The 20,272-nt window shown below is 71.0% G+C and carries 18 protein-coding genes, 1 pseudogene and 1 riboswitch; of the genes and pseudogenes, 14 read left to right on the plus strand and 5 right to left on the minus strand.

The features are described from left to right. Positions 1-88 precede the first annotated feature (88 nt). From J1792_RS20950 to J1792_RS34320, 5 genes and pseudogenes are all read left to right on the plus strand, one after another. Positions 89-1,327 carry a L,D-transpeptidase gene (locus J1792_RS20950; RefSeq protein ID WP_372446145.1) on the plus strand — a complete coding sequence of 413 codons (1,239 nt, stop codon included), beginning with the start codon at positions 89-91 and terminating at the stop codon, positions 1,325-1,327. Positions 1,328-1,417: 90 nt separating this feature from the next. After that, positions 1,418-2,185, plus strand: a complete 768-nt coding sequence (locus tag J1792_RS20955; protein WP_086568202.1) for an enoyl-CoA hydratase/isomerase family protein — start codon at positions 1,418-1,420, stop codon at positions 2,183-2,185. A 224-nt stretch (positions 2,186-2,409) separates the two neighbouring features. Next, positions 2,410-2,967, plus strand: a complete 558-nt coding sequence (locus J1792_RS20960; protein WP_242705441.1) for an ATP-binding protein — start codon at positions 2,410-2,412, stop codon at positions 2,965-2,967. 340 nt (positions 2,968-3,307) lie between these two features. Further along, positions 3,308-3,772 (plus strand): annotated as a pseudogene (locus tag J1792_RS34315) (N-acetylmuramoyl-L-alanine amidase); the annotation flags it as partial. Between the two features lie 51 nt (positions 3,773-3,823). Then, positions 3,824-4,054, plus strand: coding sequence for an EF-hand domain-containing protein (locus J1792_RS34320; RefSeq protein WP_242646439.1), 231 nt, complete (start codon positions 3,824-3,826; stop codon positions 4,052-4,054). Positions 4,055-4,082: 28 nt separating this feature from the next. On the opposite strand, the gene J1792_RS20970 is transcribed toward J1792_RS34320, so the two are convergent. The 5 genes from J1792_RS20970 to gcvT all read right to left on the minus strand — a co-directional run bounded on the left by J1792_RS20970 (position 4,083) and on the right by gcvT (position 8,961). Beyond that, positions 4,083-4,391 (minus strand): hypothetical protein, encoded by a 309-nt coding sequence (locus J1792_RS20970; protein ID WP_086568207.1) that lies wholly within the window; start codon positions 4,389-4,391, stop codon positions 4,083-4,085. Between the two features lie 96 nt (positions 4,392-4,487). Continuing rightward, positions 4,488-5,870: an L-serine ammonia-lyase gene (locus J1792_RS20975; protein ID WP_086568208.1), complete on the minus strand. Its 1,383-nt coding sequence runs from the start codon at positions 5,868-5,870 to the stop codon at positions 4,488-4,490. A gap of 226 nt (positions 5,871-6,096) precedes the next feature. After that, positions 6,097-7,359, minus strand: a complete 1,263-nt coding sequence (glyA, locus tag J1792_RS20980) for a serine hydroxymethyltransferase (protein ID WP_086568210.1) — start codon at positions 7,357-7,359, stop codon at positions 6,097-6,099. Between the two features lie 41 nt (positions 7,360-7,400). Then, entirely contained in the window at positions 7,401-7,778 is a 378-nt protein-coding gene (gene gcvH / locus J1792_RS20985; RefSeq protein WP_086568211.1) for a glycine cleavage system protein GcvH, read from the minus strand. Positions 7,779-7,845: 67 nt separating this feature from the next. Further along, positions 7,846-8,961 carry a glycine cleavage system aminomethyltransferase GcvT gene (gene gcvT, locus J1792_RS20990; RefSeq protein WP_086568213.1) on the minus strand — a complete coding sequence of 372 codons (1,116 nt, stop codon included), beginning with the start codon at positions 8,959-8,961 and terminating at the stop codon, positions 7,846-7,848. A 169-nt stretch (positions 8,962-9,130) separates the two neighbouring features. Beyond that, a riboswitch (glycine riboswitch) is annotated at positions 9,131-9,235 on the minus strand. Positions 9,236-9,435: 200 nt separating this feature from the next. Here gcvT and J1792_RS20995 point away from each other — a divergent pair. From J1792_RS20995 to J1792_RS21035, 9 genes are all read left to right on the plus strand, one after another. Further along, on the plus strand, positions 9,436-10,089 hold the full coding sequence (locus tag J1792_RS20995; protein WP_372446146.1) for an AAA family ATPase: 654 nt from the start codon (positions 9,436-9,438) through the stop codon (positions 10,087-10,089). Between the two features lie 343 nt (positions 10,090-10,432). Further along, a complete protein-coding gene (locus tag J1792_RS21000) occupies positions 10,433-11,209 on the plus strand; it encodes an enhanced serine sensitivity protein SseB (protein ID WP_207247981.1) in 777 nt (258 codons plus the stop codon). 107 nt (positions 11,210-11,316) lie between these two features. Then, entirely contained in the window at positions 11,317-12,105 is a 789-nt protein-coding gene (locus J1792_RS21005; RefSeq protein ID WP_086571222.1) for an enhanced serine sensitivity protein SseB C-terminal domain-containing protein, read from the plus strand. Positions 12,106-12,432: 327 nt separating this feature from the next. Beyond that, a complete protein-coding gene (locus tag J1792_RS21010; RefSeq protein ID WP_086571219.1) occupies positions 12,433-13,431 on the plus strand; it encodes an ABC transporter permease in 999 nt (332 codons plus the stop codon). Positions 13,432-13,557: 126 nt separating this feature from the next. Next, positions 13,558-15,330: an ABC transporter substrate-binding protein gene (locus J1792_RS21015; RefSeq protein ID WP_086571217.1), complete on the plus strand. Its 1,773-nt coding sequence runs from the start codon at positions 13,558-13,560 to the stop codon at positions 15,328-15,330. 117 nt (positions 15,331-15,447) lie between these two features. After that, complete coding sequence (locus tag J1792_RS21020) at positions 15,448-16,446, plus strand: ABC transporter permease (RefSeq protein ID WP_086571215.1); 999 nt, start codon at positions 15,448-15,450, stop codon at positions 16,444-16,446. Beyond that, complete coding sequence (locus J1792_RS21025) at positions 16,443-17,522, plus strand: ABC transporter ATP-binding protein (protein ID WP_086571213.1); 1,080 nt, start codon at positions 16,443-16,445, stop codon at positions 17,520-17,522. Before J1792_RS21020 ends, J1792_RS21025 begins: the two co-directional genes overlap by 4 nt. A gap of 11 nt (positions 17,523-17,533) precedes the next feature. After that, positions 17,534-18,604: an ABC transporter ATP-binding protein gene (locus J1792_RS21030; RefSeq protein ID WP_086571211.1), complete on the plus strand. Its 1,071-nt coding sequence runs from the start codon at positions 17,534-17,536 to the stop codon at positions 18,602-18,604. A gap of 105 nt (positions 18,605-18,709) precedes the next feature. Beyond that, positions 18,710-20,272 carry a M1 family metallopeptidase gene (locus J1792_RS21035; RefSeq protein ID WP_242646325.1) on the plus strand — a complete coding sequence of 521 codons (1,563 nt, stop codon included), beginning with the start codon at positions 18,710-18,712 and terminating at the stop codon, positions 20,270-20,272.

Consider the following 20,272-nt stretch of genomic DNA (forward strand, 5'->3'; position numbering starts at 1 on the left):
TGGTTATCTATCGACAACGCGCGGAGTGCCGCGCTCGGGGGCGCCGCGTGGCCGCGGGCCGTGCGAGGGGAGAAGTACCGTTTTGAAGGTGCAGCCGATATCGGGGAGCCGGGGCCGCCGCGTGGGGCTGTCCGCCCTGCTGCTCGGAACGGTGCTGACGCTGGTCAGTGCCTGTGACGGCGGCGGTTCGGGCGACGGCGGCAAGAACGGCGAGAAGGTCGCCAAGGGCCCGTCGGACGCGGTCGTGAACATCGCGCCGACGGATGGCGCCAAGGACGTCGCGACCAGCGGCGCCCTCAAGGTGTCGGCGGACAAGGGCAGTCTGACGTCCGTCAAGGTGGCCGACGCCAAGGGCAACACGATCGACGGCAAGATAACCGGCGGTGGCGCGGCCTGGGAGCCGTCCAGCCACCTCGCGGCCTCCACGAAGTACACCGTGGACGCGATCGCCAAGGACGAGAAGGGGCGTCCGTCCGCGAAGCACGCGGCGTTCACCACCCTCACCCCGCAGAACACGTTCGTCGGCTACTTCACGCCGGAGGACGGCACCACGGTCGGCGTGGGCATGCCCGTCTCGGTCAATTTCAGCCGCGGCATCACCGACCCCAAGGCCGTCGAACGAGCCATCAAGGTGACCGCCGAGCCGTCGGTTCCGGTCAAGGCCCACTGGTTCGGCAACGACCGCATCGACTTCCGCCCCGAGAAGTACTGGGCGGCCGGCACCAAGGTGACGGTCAACCTCAACCTCGACGGCGTCCAGGGCCGCGAGGGCGTGTACGGCTCGCAGACCAAGACCGTGAAGTTCACGGTCGGCCGCAGCCAGGTCAGCACGGTCGACGCCAAGACCCACCAGATGACGGTCGAGCGCGACGGCAAGGTCATCAAGACCATCCCGATATCCTCCGGCGCCCCCGCCAACCCCACGTACAACGGCCAGATGGTCATCAGCGAGAAGCACGAGGTGACGCGCATGAACGGCGCCACCGTCGGCTTCACCAAGGGTGACGGCAAGGGCGAGTACGACATCCCCGACGTGCCGCACGCGATGCGCCTGTCCACCTCCGGCACCTTCCTGCACGGCAACTACTGGTCCGGCTCCTCCACCTTCGGCGCGGAGAACGCCAGCCACGGCTGCGTGGGCCTGGAGGACCAGCGCGGCGGCGGCGACCCGAACATGCCGGCGGCCTGGTTCTTCAACAACTCCATGGTCGGCGACGTCGTCATCGTGAAGAACTCCGATGACAAGACGATCCAGCCGGACAACGGCCTCAACGGCTGGAACCTCTCGTGGGCGGAGTGGGGCAAGAGCAGCCCCCAGGCCGACTGACGGCACCGGCGTTCGGAACCGGGCGGCCCGGTGCACTTGTGACCAAGTGCACCGGGCCGCCGGTCGTTAACCCCCACTAACCTAAGCCTCATGACTGTGCATCTTGAGGTCGCCGAGGGCGTCGGTACCGTCCGGCTGGACCGACCGCCGATGAACGCGCTGGACATCGCCACCCAGGACCGGCTCCGCGAGCTCGCCGACGAGCTGACCCGCCGCGACGACGTCCGCTCCGTGGTCATCTGGGGCGGGGAGAAGGTGTTCGCGGCCGGCGCGGACATCAAGGAGATGCGGGACATGGACCACGCGGCCATGGTCGCGCGGTCGCGCGGGCTGCAGGACTCCTTCACCGCCGTCGCCCGCATCCCCAAGCCCGTGGTCGCGGCCGTCACCGGCTACGCCCTCGGCGGCGGCTGCGAGCTCGCGCTGTGCGCCGACTTCCGCATCGCCGCCGACAACGCCAAGCTCGGCCAGCCCGAGATCCTGCTGGGCCTCATCCCGGGCGCCGGCGGCACCCAGCGGCTGTCCCGGCTCGTGGGCCCGTCCAAGGCCAAGGACCTCATCTTCACCGGCCGTCAGGTCAGGGCCGACGAGGCGCTCGCCCTGGGCCTGGTGGACCGCGTGGTCCCGGCGGCGGACGTGTACGCCGAGGCGCACGCCTGGGCCGCCCGGCTCGCCACCGGACCCGCCATCGCGCTGCGCGCGGCCAAGGAGGCCGTGGACGCGGGCCTGGAGACCGACATCGACACCGGGCTCGCCATCGAGCGCAACTGGTTCGCGGGGCTGTTCGCCACCGAGGACCGGGAGATCGGTATGCGCAGCTTCGTCGAGGACGGTCCCGGAAAGGCCAAGTTCGTCTGAGACGCCGCAGGTTGAGGTGACATGCCCCGGAGCCGTGGATTCCGGGGCATGCCTCGTGTGGGGGAATTCCGGCAGGGGCGACCCGTCCCGGATGCGGCCTTCCTCCGCCCGCCCGGCGATCTTTTCCACCCCCGGGGTCGCCGCAGGTCAGTCAGGTTTTCCCGATTGGCCTGCGGCCTCTGGCATATGTCGGACGGCCGCCACGGAAGCGCGAGCTCCGCTCCATCGGATCCCGGCGTTCCCCTCCCCGTCGCCGTGATGACGGCCATGATGGGGGCATGGCGGGCCTGGAGGGAACGGAGCAGCCGCGGCAGCGGGTCGGAACGGCCCCCGCGCGGTGGTCCCCGGCGGTTGAGGACGAGCTGGCGCTCAAGGCGCTGGAGCTGTTCGGCGACCCTACGCTCGGCGAGGTACGGCTGCCGTCGCGCCCCGAGTCCGCAGTGGCCGCACGGCGGCTGACCCAGTCGGTCGTCATGCGCCACTGGGGCCTGTCGGAACGGCTCACCGAGCACGCGGTCCTGCTCGTCTCCGAGCTCGTGGGCAACGCCGTACGCCACACCGGCGCCCGCCACTTCGGGCTGCGGATGCTGCGCCGGCGCGGGTGGCTGCGCATCGAGGTGCGCGACCCCTCCCGGGGGCTGCCCTGTCTGCTGCCGGTGCGGGAGATGGACGTCAGCGGGCGGGGGCTGTTCCTGGTGGACAAGCTCTCCGACCGCTGGGGGGTGGACCTGCTGGCGCGCGGCAAGACCACCTGGTTCGAGATGCGCGTGGCCGACCGCTGAACCGCCGGCGGCCGAGAAACCCCGGGAGAACCCCCGGAAGAACCCCCGAAGACTCCCCGAAAACGAAGAGACCCCCAATCGCCGTCATGCGGCGGGGCGGGGGTCTCTTCGGCTGGCCGCGGAAAAACGGGGTGTGTTCCGCGGCGAGATGACGACCTGGCCCGGGTCAATGGGGGTCGTTGGCTCGACTATGACATGCGGTGTGTTCAAGAGCCAAAGCGAGAGACCGTTAATCGAAGGTGACCTGCGCCACCGGCCTTGAAATCCATGTATAAACCAGCGGTATCTCTTATCTTTATGTAAACGCTTGGATACGGGAGGCCCCATGGAGCGCGCGTTTCCCCCCGTCCGCTGGATCCCGGCGGACGACGCCAACCACACGGTCTCCGACCGTCCCCGCGCCCACCCGGTCGACTTCGTCGTGGTGCACGTGACGGAGGAGACCTTCGCGGACACCCGAAGGATCTTCCAGGACCCCCGGGCGAAGGTGTCGGCGCACTATCTGGTGGGCTCGGCGGACGGCCGCGTCGCGCAGTTCGTCCGGGAGAAGGACATCGCCTGGCACGCGGGCAACTGGGACTACAACACCCGCAGCATCGGCATCGAGCACGAGGGCTGGCCCGACCGGCCCGAGTACTTCACCGACGCCCTCTACGACGCCTCCGCACGCCTGGCCGCCGCCGTCTGCCACCGCTACGGCATCCCCGTCACCCGGGACCGCGTCATCGGCCACAGCGAGGTGCCCGGGGCCACCCACACCGACCCCGGTCCGCACTGGGACTGGGACCGTTATCTGGACCTGGTGTCCCGGCAGCTAATCTGTGCCGGTCAATCACGCACACAAGGGGAGGCCCACATGGCCGACATCGACATCGAGACGCGCAAGGCCGAGGCGCGCAAGGCTTTCGACCGGTTCGACGTCAACGGCGACGGCTTCATCACGGCCGCCGAGTACAAGAGCGTCATGGCGCAGCTCGGCGACTTCAACGTCACCGAGACCGTGGCGCAGGCCCTGATCAACAAGAAGGACGGCAACGCCGACGGCGTGCTGTCCTTCGACGAGTTCTGGGCCTCCCTGAACCACTGATCCGGGTGTTACGCCCGAGGGCCCCGGGTCAGCGCCAGCCCCGACGCTGCGCGCCGGCCCGGCGCCGGCGGTCGTTGCACAGCAGACACCGCCCCCAGCCGGGCGGCAGCGGGTCCTTGTCGTCCCCGTACAGCGGGTCCACCGGGCCCCTGGGGTGCTCCGCGCAGCCCGTGGCCCCCGCCCCCGCCCGCAGCGAGCCGGCAGCCGTCAGCGCCCGCCGCAGCGCGTCCACGAGCTGGTCGGCCTCATGGGGGGCGGGCGCGGCGTCGAGGGAGAAGGCGATGTCCGAGGCGGTGGTGAGCGCGCTCTGGAGTTCGCGCAGGTTTGCGTAACTCATGCCCGTGAGCCTACGGGGCACCACTGACAACGCCGGGCGACCCCCTCTCGGGCCACCCGGCGTCAGCGCGTCACCGCGCCCGTGAATCCCGGAGCGTCAGCACTCGATGACGTTCACGGCGAGGCCGCCGCGCGCCGTCTCCTTGTACTTGACCTTCATGTCCGCGCCGGTCTCCTTCATGGTCTTGATGACCTTGTCGAGGGAGACGTGGTGCCGGCCGTCGCCGCGCAGGGCCATACGGGCGGCGGTGACGGCCTTGGCGGCGGCCATGCCGTTGCGCTCGATGCAGGGGATCTGCACCAGGCCGCCGACCGGGTCGCAGGTCAGGCCGAGGTTGTGCTCCATGCCGATCTCGGCGGCGTTCTCGACCTGCTCCGGGGTGCCGCCCATGACCTCGGCGAGGCCGCCGGAGGCCATCGAGCAGGCGGAGCCGACCTCGCCCTGGCAGCCGACCTCGGCGCCGGAGATGGAGGCGTTCTCCTTGAAGAGCATGCCGATGGCGCCCGCGGCGAGCAGGAAGCGCACGATGCCGTCCTCGTCCGCGCCCGGGACGAAGTTCATGTAGTAGTGCAGCACGGCCGGGATGATGCCCGCGGCGCCGTTGGTGGGGGCGGTGACGACCCGGCCGCCGGCGGCGTTCTCCTCGTTGACGGCCATGGCGTAGACCGTGATCCACTCCATCGCGCGGGCCTGGGCGTCGCCCTCGGCGCGCAGCTGGCGGGCGGTGCTGGCGGCGCGGCGGCGGACCTTCAGGCCACCGGGCAGGATGCCCTCGCGGGACATGCCGCGGGTCACGCAGCCCTGCATCACGCGCCAGATCTCCAGGAGGCCCTCGCGGATCTCCGTCTCCGTGCGCCAGGCCTTCTCGTTCTCCATCATCATCGCGGAGATCGACAGACCCGACTCGCGGGACATGCGCAGCAGCTCGTCACCGGTGCGGAAGGGGTACTTCAGCACCGTGTCGTCGAGCACGATCCGGTCCGCGCCCACCGCGTCCTCGTCGACGACGAAGCCGCCGCCGACCGAGTAGTAGGTCTTCTCCAGCAGCGGGGCACCGGTCTCGTCGTAGGCGAAGAGCGTCATGCCGTTCGCGTGGTACGGCAGGGACCGGCGGCGGTGCAGGATCAGCTGGGTGGAGTCGTCGAAGTCGATCTCGTGGTCGGAGCCGATCTCGGAACCGAGCAGCCGCAGCCGCTTGGTGGTGCGGATGCGCTCGACCTCGTCGTCGGCGGTCTCCACGTCGACGGTCCGGGGCGAGTGGCCCTCCAGGCCGAGCAGCACGGCCTTGGGCGTGCCGTGGCCGTGGCCGGTGGCACCGAGGGAGCCGAAGAGCTCCGCTCTCACGGAGGTGGTCTGCGCGAGCAGCCCGTCCTTCTTCAGGCGCCCCACGAACATGCGGGCGGCGCGCATCGGGCCGACCGTGTGGGAGCTGGACGGGCCTATGCCGATCGAGAAGAGATCGAATACGGAGATGGCCACGGTGGCAGCTCCTCTGGGTCGGTGGTACGGGTGGTACAGGGGGTGGTGCGGGGCATCGCGCCCACCTTCTCAGTGTGCGCGATGCCGGACGCTCGCCGTGGTGGGTGTTCTCACACGGCGGCGCCGGGGCACGAGGCGACGGGTTGCGGTCGTGACGCGGGGCACCGGACACACCTCGCAGCGTGCCCGGTGCCCCGCACCGACCGGTGAATCCCGCGCGTCGGTCCTACTTCAGCCCGGGGTACAGCGGGTGCTTCGCCGCCAGGGCGGTGACGCGGCCGCGCAGGTCCTCGACGTCGAAGCCCGGCTTGAGGGCCTCGGCGATGATGTCGGCGACCTCACGGAAGTCCTCCGCCTGGAAGCCACGCGTCGCCAGCGCCGGGGTGCCGATCCGCAGGCCCGAGGTGACCATCGGGGGGCGCGGGTCGTTCGGGATGGCGTTGCGGTTGACCGTGATGCCCACCTCGTGGAGGCGGTCCTCGGCCTGCTGGCCGTCCAGCTCGGAGTTGCGCAGGTCCACCAGGACCAGGTGCACGTCCGTGCCGCCGGACAGGACGGAGACGCCCACCTCGGCGACGTCGTCGCGAACCAGGCGCTCGGCCAGGATCTTCGCGCCCTCCAGCGTACGCTGCTGGCGCTCCTTGAACTCCTCGCTCGCCGCGACCTTGAAGGACACCGCCTTCGCCGCGATCACGTGCTCGAGCGGGCCACCCTGCTGACCGGGGAAGACCGCGGAGTTGATCTTCTTGGCCAGCTCGGCCGTGGAGAGGATCACACCGCCGCGGGGGCCGCCCAGGGTCTTGTGGGTGGTGGTGGTGACGACGTGGGCGTGCGGCACCGGGTTGGGGTGCAGACCCGCGGCGACCAGGCCCGCGAAGTGGGCCATGTCGACCATCAGGTACGCACCGACCTCGTCGGCGATCCGGCGGAAGGCCGCGAAGTCCAGCTGGCGCGGGTAGGCGGACCAGCCGGCGACGATCAGCTTCGGGCGGTGCTCCTTGGCGAGGCGCTCGACCTCGTCCATGTCGACCCGGTTGGTCTGCTCGTCGACGTGGTAGGCGACCACGTTGTAGAGCTTGCCGGAGAAGTTGATCTTCATGCCGTGGGTCAGGTGCCCGCCGTGGGCGAGGTTCAGACCCAGAATGGTGTCGCCGGGGCTGAGCAGGGCGAACATGGCCGCGGCGTTGGCCTGCGCGCCGGAGTGCGGCTGCACGTTGGCGTGCTCGGCGCCGAAGAGCGCCTTGATGCGGTCGATCGCGATCTGCTCGACCACGTCGACGTGCTCGCAGCCGCCGTAGTAGCGGCGGCCCGGGTAGCCCTCGGCGTACTTGTTGGTGAGGACCGAGCCCTGGGCCTCCATGACCGCGACCGGAGCGAAGTTCTCCGAGGCGATCATCTCGAGGGTGGACTGCTGGCGGTGGAGTTCGGCGTCGACAGCGGCGGCGACGTCGGGGTCGAGCTCATGGAGGGAGCTGTTCAGAAGCGACATGAGTTCTTCCTGGACTTCCTGGCGGGAGGAGGTGGGCGGGATCAGCCGGCGAAGGCGGTGTACTCGTCGGCGGTCAGCAGGTCCGCCGGCTCGTCCGTGATCTTCACCTTGAACAGCCAGCCGCCCTCGAAGGGGGCGGAGTTCACCAGCGAGGGGTCGTCCACGACGTCCTGGTTGGCCTCGACGACCTCACCCGTCACCGGGGCGTACAGGTCGCTGACCGACTTGGTCGACTCCAGCTCACCACAGGTCTCGCCCGCGGTGACGGTGGCGCCGGTCTCGGGGAGCTGGGCGAAGACGACGTCACCGAGCGAGTTGGCCGCGAACTCGGTGATGCCGACCGTCGCCACACCGTTCTCGTCGGTGGCCGACAGCCACTCGTGCTCCTTGGTGTAGCGCAGCTGCTGGGGGTTGCTCATGGCTAGATTCTCCTGTACGCGCGAGAGTGCTTGTGCAAGGGGTCTTGACAGATGAGATGAGGGGGTTTCAGCGGGTCCGCTTGTAGAAGGGCAGAGCGACGACCTCGTAGGGCTCGTGAGCGCCGCGAATGTCCACGGCCACCCCTTCCGTACCCGGTGCCGCGTGCGCCGCGTCCACGTAGGCGATCGCGATCGGCTTGCCGAGGGTGGGGGAGGGGGCGCCCGAGGTGACCTCGCCGACGACCTCGCCGCCGACGGTGACCGCGAATCCGGCCCGCGGCACCCGGCGGCCCTGGGCGACCAGCCCGACCAGCTTGCGCGGCGGCGCGCTCGCGGCCCGCTCGGCGGCGGCCTCCAGCGCGGCCCGGCCCACGAAGTCGCCCTCCTTGTCGAACTTCACGACCCGGCCCAGCCCCGCGTCGAACGGGGTGGTGGCGGTGGTCAGCTCGTGCCCGTACAGCGGCATGCCCGCCTCCAGGCGCAGCGTGTCACGGCAGGAAAGGCCGCAGGGGACCAGGCCGGCGTCCGCGCCCGCCTCGGTCAGCGCCTGCCACAGCTTCTCGGCGTCGCCGGGGGCGACGAACAGCTCGAAGCCGTCCTCGCCGGTGTAGCCGGTACGGGCGATCAGCGCGGGCACGCCCGCGACGGTGCCCGGCAGGCCGGCGTAGTACTTCAGCCCGTCCAGATCGGCGTCCGTCACGGACTTGAGGATGCCGGGGGAGGCCGGTCCCTGGACGGCGATCAGCGCGTAGGCGTCGCGGTCGTCGCGGACGGCCGTCTCGAAGCCCGCAGCGCGCTCGGTGAGCGCGTCCAGCACCACCTGGGCGTTGGAGGCGTTGGCCACGACCATGTACTCCTGCTCGGCCAGGCGGTAGACGATCAGGTCGTCCAGGATGCCGCCCTCGGCGTCGCAGATCATGGTGTAGCGCGCACGGCCCACGGCCAGCGCCGAGAGGTTGCCGACGAGGGCGTAGTCCAGGGCCTGGCCCGCCTGGGGGCCCGTAAGGGTGATCTCGCCCATGTGGGAGAGGTCGAAGAGCCCGGCGCGGGTACGGACGGCGACGTGCTCGTCGCGCTCGCTGCCGTAGCGCAGGGGCATGTCCCAGCCCGCGAAGTCGGTCATCATCGCGCCGAGGGCGCGGTGCAGCGCGTCGAGGGCGGTATGGCGGGGGGCGTTCGTCATGGTCAGGCTCCCGGGCAGTCAGTCGCGGAGGAATACCTCGAAAGGCGGCCTCCCCATCTGTCATCGGAACCTGAGAGGTTCACCGAGAGCTCCATGAGGGGAGTTCTCGGCTTGCACCTTGGGTGGGGCCGCCACCGCACCGCGGCGGGGGCCCGCTTTTCAGATCTGCCTCACCCGCGCGGTACGGGGCCTGAGAGATTCAAGGGAGGAACTTGCTCCTTCGGCGCCCAGCGCACACGGTGTGTGCCGCCTGGGACTCTCCCGCGCGGATTCGAGCGGCCGGTATGCAGTTGGTTGCGCTGGGTCATGCACGGTCGTGCACGATCCGGGTGGTGCGTGGGGTGCTGCTGGCGCGCACATCATTGCACGTAAGGGCGTATGAAGGACTGCCCCCGGTCCCATGAATTGGATTACCTTTTCTTTACGTTCCATGGGTAGGGGGCAGGGAACGACGGGGGAGGGAAGGCGATCACAGTGCGTACGCGTACGGACGTGCAGGCGGCTGCCGGCAGGAAGGCGCCCACGGCGCCGACGGTGCGCCCGGCGGGGGTGCTCGACCTGCGCGGCCGCACGGCCGCGGAACTGCGCTACCCGCTAGGCGACCTGCTCGTGGTCTCCGGGCTGCCCGGCAGCGGCAAATCCACGCTGATGCGGCGCGTGGTGGCCGCGGCGGACGGCCGGGGAGCACCCGTGCGGCGGGTGGACTCCCAGGACGCGCGCGAGCGCGTGGAACGACGCATGCCGCGCGCCGTGCCGTACGCGGCCTACCGGCCTTTCGCACGCCTCGTCCACTACGCGTCCCTGTGGCGCGCCCTCCGCTCGGAGATGAGCGTCGTCGTCCACGACTGCGGCCAGCGCAGCGTGGTGCGCCGCTGGCTCGCCCGTGAGGCGCGGCGGCGGGGTGGATCGGTGCACGTCCTCCTCCTCGCCGTCGACCCGGCCACTGCCTTGGCCGGGCAGGCGGCGCGGGGGCGGGGCGTCTCGGCCTACGCCTTTGCGCGCCATCGCCGTGCGATGGCCGGCCTGACGGCCGCGGCGACGGCGGGCCGCCGGCCCGCCGGGGCTGAGTCGGTGACGGTAGTTGACCGCCGGTGCGCTGACGCGCTGCGGGCGATCACGTTCGGCTAGGTGCCCGGCACCGGGGTGACCGGTGGTGGGTGCGGCCCGGTGGGCCGGGTTTGTGCCCACCCGTTCCGCCCAGCGGAACGACTGCCCACAAACGGGGCGGGGGGGGCGATTGCCCACCCACCCACGGGGCGATCCGGCGGGAGGGGTCGGGGTGGGAGGGGCCGGGCCCTGGGAGGGACGTAGGGGTTATTTGCGGCCCAAGTGCGGGGCAAGCAACCCCGTAGAGGGCTCCGGGCCGTAAATAATCCAGTCCCGTAAGGGCCCGGCCCCTCCCGCCCCGGCCCCGCCCACCAGCGCACCCCGCACCACCCCAGCCCAGGCGCAGCCGTTAAGGTGCTGGCCCATGAGCAACCCCCAACCGCACGGCGGCGCCGCCGCCTGGCCCGGTAACGAACTCGAAGAGGTGCTGGCCGCCGCGCTGGGCGCGGCCGGGTCCGGGTCCGAGGCCGGCGCGCGCATCGTCGAGGCGCTGGGGCGCAGCAGCGTGTGGATACCCCTGCCGGGCGGCGGCGGGCCGGACAGCGCCGACCTCGACCTGCCCACGCTCGAACTGAACGGTGCCGCCTACGTGCCGGTGTTCAGCTCGCACGCGGAGTTCCTGCGGGTGATGGGCGAGCAGATGTCGTTCGCCGTGGCCCCCGCCGTCGAGTTCGCCCGCGGCCTGCCTCCGCAGGTGGGGATCGTCGTCAATCCGGAGGGCACGGTCGGGGCCCCGCTGCCGCCGCCGGCGGTCGCCGAGCTGTGCCGGGCCGGTCGCATCCTCCTCGAGGGTGAGCCGTCGGGCGGCCGGGTGCGTCTCTTCGAGCCGGACTGGCAGGAGGAGCCGACGGCTTTCCTGGCGGCGGCCGGGCTGGAGTTCGCCGGACAGCGGCAGGTGGTGCGTACGGCCCGCCGCGCGCTGGCGAGCGTGGAGGGCGGGGAGCCCGCGCTGTTCGTGGGCGTGGAGCTGGAGCTGCCCGATCCGGCGGGCCGGACGGCCGCGCTGGAGGCGCTCGGCCGGGCGCTGGGCGAGGCCCCCGTGCCCTGGCCCGTTCAACTGGTGTTCCTGGACGTCGCACGCGACCCCGTGGCCGACTGGATGCGGGACCGGCTGCGTCCGTTCTACGACCGTGACCTGTGAACAGCGCGGACAGCTCTCTTGCCCGCGGCCCCGGCCTCGTAAGCTGGTTGGATGACCGTACGGGGTGACGGGACCCGTAAGGCGGCCGAGAGAGAAGGCGGACCCAGGTGAGCGCGGGCGCGGAGAGCGGCGTGGAGCAGGTGCTGCGCCAGGTGGCGCCCGGCCGGTACGACACCTATGAGGCGTTGTTGCGCGCTCTGGCCGAGGGCCGGGTGTGGATGCTGCTGTGGCACGGGCAGGCCGGCTCGCCCGACGCGCAGTACGGCAACATGCAGGTCGACGGGCTGGGTTACGCGCCCTGTGTGACGTCCGCCCAGGAGCTCGCCGCCAGCGGCTGGAACCGCGCCCACGAGGTCGTCACGGGCCGGGACGTGGCCGCGACCCTCTACCCCGACCGCTGGGGCCTGTGGCTCAACCCGCACGCGCCCGGCGGCGGCGTCGGCATTCCCTGGCCGGACCTGCGCCGGATCACCGCGGGTCTGGACCGGCTGCCGGCCGGCCCCCTGCGGCTGAGCGAACCGGCGGTGGACATTCCGCAGTTCTACGCGCTGCTCGGGCAGAACGCCCACCGCACACCCGCGGTCCGGGCGCTGCGCCGTGCCTGGGTGCAGCCCGCGCTGGGCTCGCCGTATCTGGCGATCGGGCTGGACCTGTACGACACCTCTCCGGCGGCCGTGGAGTCGGTGCGGCTGATGATGCAGCAGTCGATCGGGGTGGTCCCGGAGGGGCTGCCGGTGTCGACGGTGTCGATGGCGGACGAGTACGACCCGGTCGCCATGTGGATGCGGGCCAACGCCCGCCCCTTCTTCGACCGTGACGCCTATGGCGGCGCTGCCGCGCCGACGGGTGGCTACGGCTACCCCCCGCAGCAGGGCTGGCAGGCCGGCGCGTACTGACCGCCGGACCGCGCAGCGCACCGACCGATACCGACCCGCCGGACGGCGCCCACTGTCCGTATAACGGAACCTTCCTACGCACATCACGGTTGCGCATCCATTGCCGACGACGTCTGGCGGGTGATCGGCGCCACATTGAAGACTCCCGCCAACAAGGGCCGACGGCCCCGACAACCCGCGCTGCGGCGCGGGCCGCACGACCTGCTCCGCGTGAACGTCCTCGCACCACCGCACAAATCGCACCACTCGCACCAGTGATGTGAACCTCCGCCTTCGCGGCGGAGGGCGTTGGGCCGGCGGCATCCGGCCGAGAGGGGTCCACCAGACATGACGGCACCACTGCACGATACGGGCGCGGCAGGGGCCGCCGCCGTCGATGTCGCCACCGCCGTGCCCGGCAAGGCCATCGAGGGGCGTTCCCCGTGGCGCATCGCCTGGATGCGCCTCAAACGCGACAGGGTGGCGCTCGCCGGCGGGGTGGTGGTCCTGCTGCTCATCCTGGTGGCGGCCTTCGCTCCGCTCATCGTGGGGCTGCTGGGGCACCCGCCGAACGAATTCCATGAAGAAACGATTGATCCGTTCTTCAGCACCCCCAAGGGGTCCTGGGGAGGCATCAGTTCGGACTTCCTCTTCGGCGTCGAGCCGGGCAACGGCCGCGACGTCTTCAGCCGGGTCGTCTACGGCGCCCGGGTCTCGCTGCTCGTGGCCTTCCTCTCGGCGCTCGTCGCGGTGGCGCTCGGCACGGTGTTCGGGATCGTCGCCGGCTACTTCGGCGGCTGGGTCGACGCCGTCGTCAGCCGGGTGATGGACCTGCTGCTCGCCTTCCCCCAACTGCTGTTCATCATCGCCCTGGTGTCCGTGGTGCCCAACTCGCTGTGGGGGCTGCAGGGGTCGGGCGTGCGGATGGCCGTGCTGATCGCCGTGATCGGCTTCTTCGGCTGGCCGTACGTGGGGCGCATCGTGCGCGGCCAGACCCTCTCGCTGCGGGAGCGGGAGTACGTGGAGGCGGCGCGCAGCCTGGGCGCGGGCCGCGGCTACATCCTCTTCCGCGAGCTGCTGCCCAACCTGGTGGCGCCCATCACCGTCTACACCACCCTGATGATCCCGACCAACGTGCTCACCGAGGCCGCGCTGAGCTTCCTGGGCGCGGGGGTCAAACCGCCGACCGCCTCCTGGGGGCAGATGCTCTCCAAGGCCGTCACGACCTACGAGGCCGACCCGATGTTCATGATCATCCCGGGTGTGGCCATCTTCGTCACCGTGCTGGCGTTCAACCTCTTCGGCGACGGCGTGCGCGACGCGCTGGACCCGAAGGGCTCGCGCTAGCCGCCCGCAGCACCGCCGCACCACCGCCCGCTTCCGGTCGTACACCGCCCCTGTCGTCCCGTCAGGAGGCCGTTCCCGAACACCGCCGGCCCCCGGGCCGGCGACAATCACGGAGGTCGCGACATCTTGGCAACCCAGAGAAACTCCCGGCGCGCACTCGCCGCGGGGGCGGCCCTCGTGGTCGCGGCCCTGGTCGGTACCACCGCCTGCGGCGGCGGTGGCGGCAAGGACGGCAAGCACGGCGGCAAGGCCCCGGGATTCAACGCCGGCATCGACAAGGTGGCGAGCGCCTCCGACAAGAAGGGCGGCGAGCTGCGGTTCATCGGAACCCAGGACGCCGACTCCTGGGACCCGCAGCGCGGCTACTACGGCTTCATGTGGGACTTCGCCCGCTTCTACACCCGCACGCTGGTCACCCCGAAGGCGGCGCCCGGCAAGGAGAGCCGGGCCGTCGTCCCCGACATGGCCACCGACACCGGCAAGGTCTCGGCCGACAAGAAGACCTACACCTTCACCCTGAGGGACGGCCTGACCTGGGAGGACGGCCAGCCGATCACGTCGAGGCACATCAAGTACGGCATCGAGCGCACCTGGGCCCAGGACAAGATCTCCGGCGGCCCGCTGTGGCTCATGCAGGCCCTCGACCCGGACAAGACCTACAAGGGCCCGTACAAGGACGACAGCCCCGACAAGCTCGGGCTGAAGGCGATCGAGACGCCGGACGACAAGACCATCGTCTTCAAGCTGCCCAAGGCCAACGGCGACTTCCCGCAGATGCTGGCGCTGCCCGCCGCCGCCCCCGTGCGCCCGGACAAGGACACCGCGGAGAAGTACGGGCAGAAGCCGTTCTCCAGCGGCCCCTACCGGTGGGTGTCGTACACCCCCAACAAGGGCCTGGAGCTGGTGCGCAACGAGAAGTGGAAGCGGGAGTCGGACCCCGTCCGCAAGGCGCTGCCCGACAAGATCACGGTCAAGCTCTCCACCAACGCCGACGACATGGACAACCGCCTGATCGCCGGCGACTACGACCTCGACATCAACGCCACCGGCATGGGCTCGGCCGGCCGCCAGAAGGCCCTGCAGTCGGCCAAGGCGAACGTCGACAACCCCCAGACCGGCTTCATCCGCTACGCCGTCTTCCCGCAGACCGTGGCGCCGTTCGACAACGAGCACTGCCGCAAGGCCGTGATCTACGCGGCCGACCACACCTCGCTGCAGACCGCCCGCGGCGGCCCCGACGCGGGCGGCGACCTCGCCACCGGCATGATCCCGCCGTCGGTGGAGGGCTACGACCCCGGCTACGACCCGTTCCGGCTCAAGCAGGGCAAGCCCGACCTCGACAAGGCCAAGGAGGAGCTGAAGGCCTGCGGCAAGCCGGAGGGCTTCAAGACCACCATCGCCGTCCGCAACAACAAGCCGCCGGAGATCGCCACCGCCGAGTCGCTGCAGGCGGCGCTGAAGAAGGTCGGCATCCAGACCGACATCGACCAGTACGACGGCGCCCAGACCACCGGCATCATCGGGGCGCCCAAGAACGTCAAGTCCAAGGGCTACGGCATCATCATCATGGGCTGGGGCGCCGACTTCCCCAGCGGCCAGGGCTTCCTGCAGCCCCTGACCGACGGCCGGTTCATCCTCGACAGCGGCAACAACAACTACGGCGAGATCAACGACCCCGCGATCAACAAGCTCTACGACCAGGCCATCGCGGAGACCGACCCGGCCAAGGCCGGGAAGATCTTCCAGGAGGCCAACAAGAAGGTCACCGAGGGCGGCTGGTACCTGCCCTTCGTCTTCGAGAAGAACATCATCTGGCGCAGCTCGCGGCTGACCAACGTCTACACCTCCGACGCCTACAACGGCCGCTACGACTACGCCTCGCTGGGCGTCGCCAAGTGACCGTCCGTCCGCTCAGCCGGCACACCCGCCGCCAGGCCCCGAAGGGCAGGTGAGGGCCGCGCGCGGCGGCCCCGGGGACCGTCACGGTCCCCGGGGCCGGCCGCCGGGCCGACCGCAGTGTTCGCATACATCGTCAGGCGGCTGGTCGCCGTCATCGTGATGCTGCTCGTGGTCACCCTGGTGACCTTCGGCATCTTCTTCGCCATCCCCAAGCTCACCGGTTCCGACCCGGCCCTGCTGTACGTCGGCAAGCAGGCGGACCCCGAGACCATCGAGGGCATCAGGCAGAAACTGGAGCTCGGCGACCCCGTCCTCGTCCAGTTCTGGCACTTCGTCTCCGGCATCGTCGCCGGCCGCGACTACACCGGCGGCGGCACCTCGGTCCACTGCGACGTGCCCTGCTTCGGCTACTCCTTCCGCACCGAGCAGGACATCTGGCCGGTGCTCCAGGACCGGCTGCCGGTGACCCTCTCGCTCGCCGCCGGCGCCTGCGTGCTGTGGCTGCTGGGAGGAGTGATCACGGGCGTCGTCTCCGCGCTCAAGCGGGGCAGCCTGTGGGACCGCGCGGCCATGACCGTCGCCCTCGGCGGCGTCTCGCTGCCGATCTACTTCACCGGCCTGCTCTCGCTCGCGGTCTTCTCCTACGGACTGGGCTGGCTCGACGGCGAGTACGTCGACTTCGCCGAGAGCCCGGGGGAGTGGTTCGGCGGTCTCATCCTGCCCTGGGTCACCCTCGCCTTCCTCTACGCCGCCATGTACGCCCGCCTCACCAGGGCCACCATGCTGGAGATCCTCGGCGAGGACTACATCCGCACCGCCCGCGCCAAGGGGCTGCGGGAGCCGGTCGTCATCGGCAAGCACGCCATGCGCTCCACCATGACGCCCGTGCTGACCATCCTCGGCATGGACCTCGGCGCCCTCGTCGGCGGCGCGATCCTCACCGAGACCACCTTCAACCTGCCCGGCCTCGGCCAGGCGGCGGTGAAGGCGATCGGCGACCGCGACCTGCCGCTGATCCTCGGCGTGACGCTCATCGCCGCCGCCGCGGTCGTCCTGGCCAACCTCGTGGTGGACCTCCTGTACGCCGTGATCGACCCCCGAGTGAGGCTCTCGTGACGACCGCACCCGTACCCGCCCCCGGACACCCGCCGGACGCGTTCCTCGAGGTGCGCGACCTGCGCATCCACTTCCCCACCGACGACGGCCTGGTCAGGAGCGTCGACGGGCTCTCCTTCCGGCTGGAGAAGGGCCGCACCCTCGGCATCGTCGGCGAGTCCGGCTCCGGGAAGTCCGTCACCTCGCTGGGCATCATGGGCCTGCACACCGTCGGCCAGTACGGCCGCCGCCGGGCCCGGATCAGCGGCGAGATCTGGCTGGACGGCAAGGAACTGATGAGCGCCGACCCCGACGAGGTGCGGCGGCTGCGCGGCCGCGAGATGGCGATGATCTTCCAGGACCCGCTGTCCGCCATGCACCCCTACTTCACCGTCGGCGCCCAGATCGTCGAGGCCTACCGCGTCCACCACGACGTCGACAAGAAGACCGCCCGCAAGCGCGCCGTCGAGCTGCTGGACCGCGTCGGCATCCCGCAGCCCGACCAGCGGGCCGACGACTATCCCCACCAGTTCTCCGGCGGCATGCGCCAGCGCGCGATGATCGCCATGGCCCTGGTCAACAACCCCGAGCTGCTCATCGCGGACGAGCCCACCACCGCCCTGGACGTCACCGTCCAGGCACAGATCCTCGACCTCATCCGCGACCTGCAGCAGGAGTTCGGCTCCGCCGTCATCATCATCACCCACGACCTGGGGGTCGTCGCCGAGCTCGCCGACGACATCCTGGTGATGTACGGCGGCCGCTGCGTCGAGCGCGGCCCCGCCGAGCAGGTCTTCCACCGCCCCCAGCACCCCTACACCTGGGGCCTGCTGGGCTCGATGCCGCGCATCGACCGCGAGCAGACCGAGCGGCTGATCCCCGTCAAGGGCTCGCCGCCCAGCCTGATCGACATGCCGCCCGGCTGCGCCTTCAGCCCGCGCTGCCCCTACGCCGACGTCCCCGCCGGCGGGATCACCCGTACCGAGCGGCCGGAGCTCGCCCTGGTGCCGGGCACGGACGGACACCACTCCGCCTGCCACATGACGCACGAGGAACGGGCGCGGATCTGGACCGAAGAGATCGCGCCGAAGCTGTGAAGGGTCATGAGATGACGATTCCCGGGCAGCCGTCCGCGTCGCCGGAGCCGGCCGCGCCGCTGCTGAAGGTCGACGGCCTGGTCAAGCACTTCCCCATCACCAAGGGCCTGCTGCGCCGCCGGACGGGCGCGGTGCAGGCCGTCGACGGCCTGACCTTCGACGTCCGCCCGGGGGAGACCCTGGGCGTCGTCGGCGAGTCCGGCTGCGGCAAGTCGACCATGGGCCGGCTGATCACCCGGCTGCTCGAACCCACCGCCGGGCGCATCGAGTTCGAGGGGCGGGACATCACCCACCTCGGCGTCGCCGCGATGCGCCCGATGCGCCGCGACGTCCAGATGATCTTCCAGGACCCGTACTCCTCGCTGAACCCCCGGCACACCGTCGGCACGATCGTCGGCGCGCCGTTCCGCCTCCAGGGCATCACGCCCGAGGGCGGGGTGAAGAAGGAGGTCCAACGGCTGCTGGGGCTCGTGGGCCTCAACCCCGAGCACTACAACCGCTATCCGCACGAGTTCTCCGGCGGCCAGCGCCAGCGCATCGGCATCGCCCGCGCCCTGGCCCTCAAGCCGAAGCTCGTGGTCGCGGACGAGCCCGTCTCCGCGCTGGACGTCTCCATCCAGGCCCAGGTGGTCAACCTGCTGGACGACCTCCAGGAGGAGCTGGGGCTGACGTACGTCATCATCGCCCACGACCTGTCGGTCATCCGGCACGTCTCGGACCGCATCGCGGTGATGTACCTCGGCAAGATCGTCGAGCTCGCCGACCGCACCCCGCTCTACACCGCGCCCCTGCACCCGTACACCCGGGCCCTGCTGTCCGCCGTGCCGGTGCCGGACCCCGCCCGGCGCACCCGGCGGACAAGGGAGCCCGCCGGCGGCGGAGGGCGGATCCTGCTCAGGGGCGACGTGCCCTCGCCGATCTCGCCGCCGTCCGGATGCCGCTTCCACACCCGCTGCTGGAAGGCGACCGAGATCTGCGCACGCGAGGAGCCGCCGCTGCTGACCCTGCGGCCGGGACACGCGGCGGCCTGCCACCACCCGGAGGACGGCGGCGACTCCGGAGCGCGAGGTGCGGTCACCTGAGAGTCATGTCAGGCTGAGGCCAGGCGTGAGCCCGTGGGGAAGGGGGAGGGTGCGGAGTCGGCGCGGCCGCCGCACGCGGGAATCGCGCGGTCGAAGGGACGGCTCATGGCACTCTCCCCCGCGATACGCCGGCTTCTGCCCAGCCGGGACTCCCTACGCCGGCATCTGCCCGGCCGGGACTCCCTCCGCCGGCATCTGCCCGGCCGGGACTCCCTCCGCCGGTGCCTGTCCGGCAAGGGCTTCATACGCCGGCGGGGGCCGGTCCGGCTCCTCGCCCTCGCCACGGCGGCGGCGACCGCCGGCGCGATAGCCGCCGGCCCCTCCTCCGTCCCCCGGCCCGGCCACCCGCTCGGCCCCGGCTCGGCGGGCATCGGCGACGCCTACTTCCCGGGCCTGGGCAACGGCGGCTTCGACGTCCGCCACTACGACCTCGACGTCCGCTACACCCCGGACAGCGGCCGCCTCGACGGGCGGACGACCCTCACCGCCCGCTCCACCCGGGGCCTGACCTCCTTCCACCTGGACCTGCAGCAGCTCAGGGCCGCCTCGGTCGAGGTGAACGGCCTGCCCGCCGCCTTCACCCAGGAGGGCGCAGAGCTGAAGATCCGCCCCATGCTCCCGATCCCCAAGGGACGCGCCTTCACCACCACCGTCGCCTACGGCGGCGTCCCCCGGCCGCTCACCGGCCCCATCGTCTTCGGCTCCAAGTACGGCTGGATGAGGACCAAGGACGGCGTCTTCGTCGCCTGCGAGCCCAACGCGGCCTCCACCTGGTTCCCCTCCAGCGACCACCCCTCCGACAAGGCGACCTTCGACATCCGGATCAGGGCGCCCAAGGGCCTGACCGCCGTCTCGAACGGCCGGCTCCTGGCCACGCACGACCGCGGCTCCACCACCGTCGCCCACTGGCGGGAGACCCGGCCCATGGCGCCCTACCTCGCCACCGCCACCATCGGGAAGTTCGACGTCAAGAAGGGCACCACGCCCGGCGGCATCCCCATCTACGTCGCCACCGACCCCGCCCTGGCCGGCGGGCAGCTCGACTTCTACGGGCTGACCGCCGAGGCCACGGACTACTGGTCGCGGATCTTCGGCCCCTACCCCTTCGAGGAGACCGGCGCGATCGTCGACGACCTCCCCGAGGCCGGCTTCTCCCTGGAGACCCAGACCAAGCCCGTCTACTCGGCCGTCCGCGACGAGGCCACGATCGTCCACGAGGTCGCCCACCAGTGGTTCGGCAACTCCGTCTCGGTCGAGCGGTGGAAGGACGTATGGCTCAACGAGGGCTTCGCCACCTACGCCGAGTGGCTGTGGGCCGAGCACAAGGGGCGCAAGAGCACCCACCGGTCCTTCCTCGAGGCCTACAACGAACGCAAGCCCGAGGACCCCTTCTGGAAGATCGACATCGCCGATCCGCAGCGGGAGACCATGCTCTCGCGGGCCGTCTACTTCCGGGGCGCGATGACCCTGCAGATGCTCCGCGAGCGCGTGGGCGACAAGGCATTCTTCATGCTGCTGCGCAAGTGGACCAAGCTGCACCGGTACGGCAACGTCCGCACCGCCCAGTTCATCGGCCTCGCCGAGGGCGTCTCCGGCAAGGACCTGGGCCCCCTCTTCGACACCTGGCTCTCCAGCCGGAACCGGCCCACGCTGCCGTCCGGGCGCTAG

The sequence above is a fragment of the Streptomyces triculaminicus genome, from assembly GCF_017349075.1.
GTDB lineage: Bacteria > Actinomycetota > Actinomycetes > Streptomycetales > Streptomycetaceae > Streptomyces > Streptomyces triculaminicus.

Coding starts and splice junctions, on each gene's coding strand:
- gcvH (WP_086568211.1), bottom strand. CDS start 7,778: ATGAGCAACCCCCAGCAGCTGCGCTACACCAAGGAGCACGAGTGGCTG.
- J1792_RS21000 (WP_207247981.1), top strand. CDS start 10,433: ATGAGCAACCCCCAACCGCACGGCGGCGCCGCCGCCTGGCCCGGTAAC.
- J1792_RS21035 (WP_242646325.1), top strand. CDS start 18,710: ATGGCACTCTCCCCCGCGATACGCCGGCTTCTGCCCAGCCGGGACTCC.
- J1792_RS21030 (WP_086571211.1), top strand. CDS start 17,534: ATGACGATTCCCGGGCAGCCGTCCGCGTCGCCGGAGCCGGCCGCGCCG.
- glyA (WP_086568210.1), bottom strand. CDS start 7,359: ATGTCGCTTCTGAACAGCTCCCTCCATGAGCTCGACCCCGACGTCGCC.
- J1792_RS20955 (WP_086568202.1), top strand. CDS start 1,418: ATGACTGTGCATCTTGAGGTCGCCGAGGGCGTCGGTACCGTCCGGCTG.
- J1792_RS34320 (WP_242646439.1), top strand. CDS start 3,824: ATGGCCGACATCGACATCGAGACGCGCAAGGCCGAGGCGCGCAAGGCT.
- gcvT (WP_086568213.1), bottom strand. CDS start 8,961: ATGACGAACGCCCCCCGCCATACCGCCCTCGACGCGCTGCACCGCGCC.
- J1792_RS21010 (WP_086571219.1), top strand. CDS start 12,433: ATGACGGCACCACTGCACGATACGGGCGCGGCAGGGGCCGCCGCCGTC.
- J1792_RS20970 (WP_086568207.1), bottom strand. CDS start 4,391: ATGAGTTACGCAAACCTGCGCGAACTCCAGAGCGCGCTCACCACCGCC.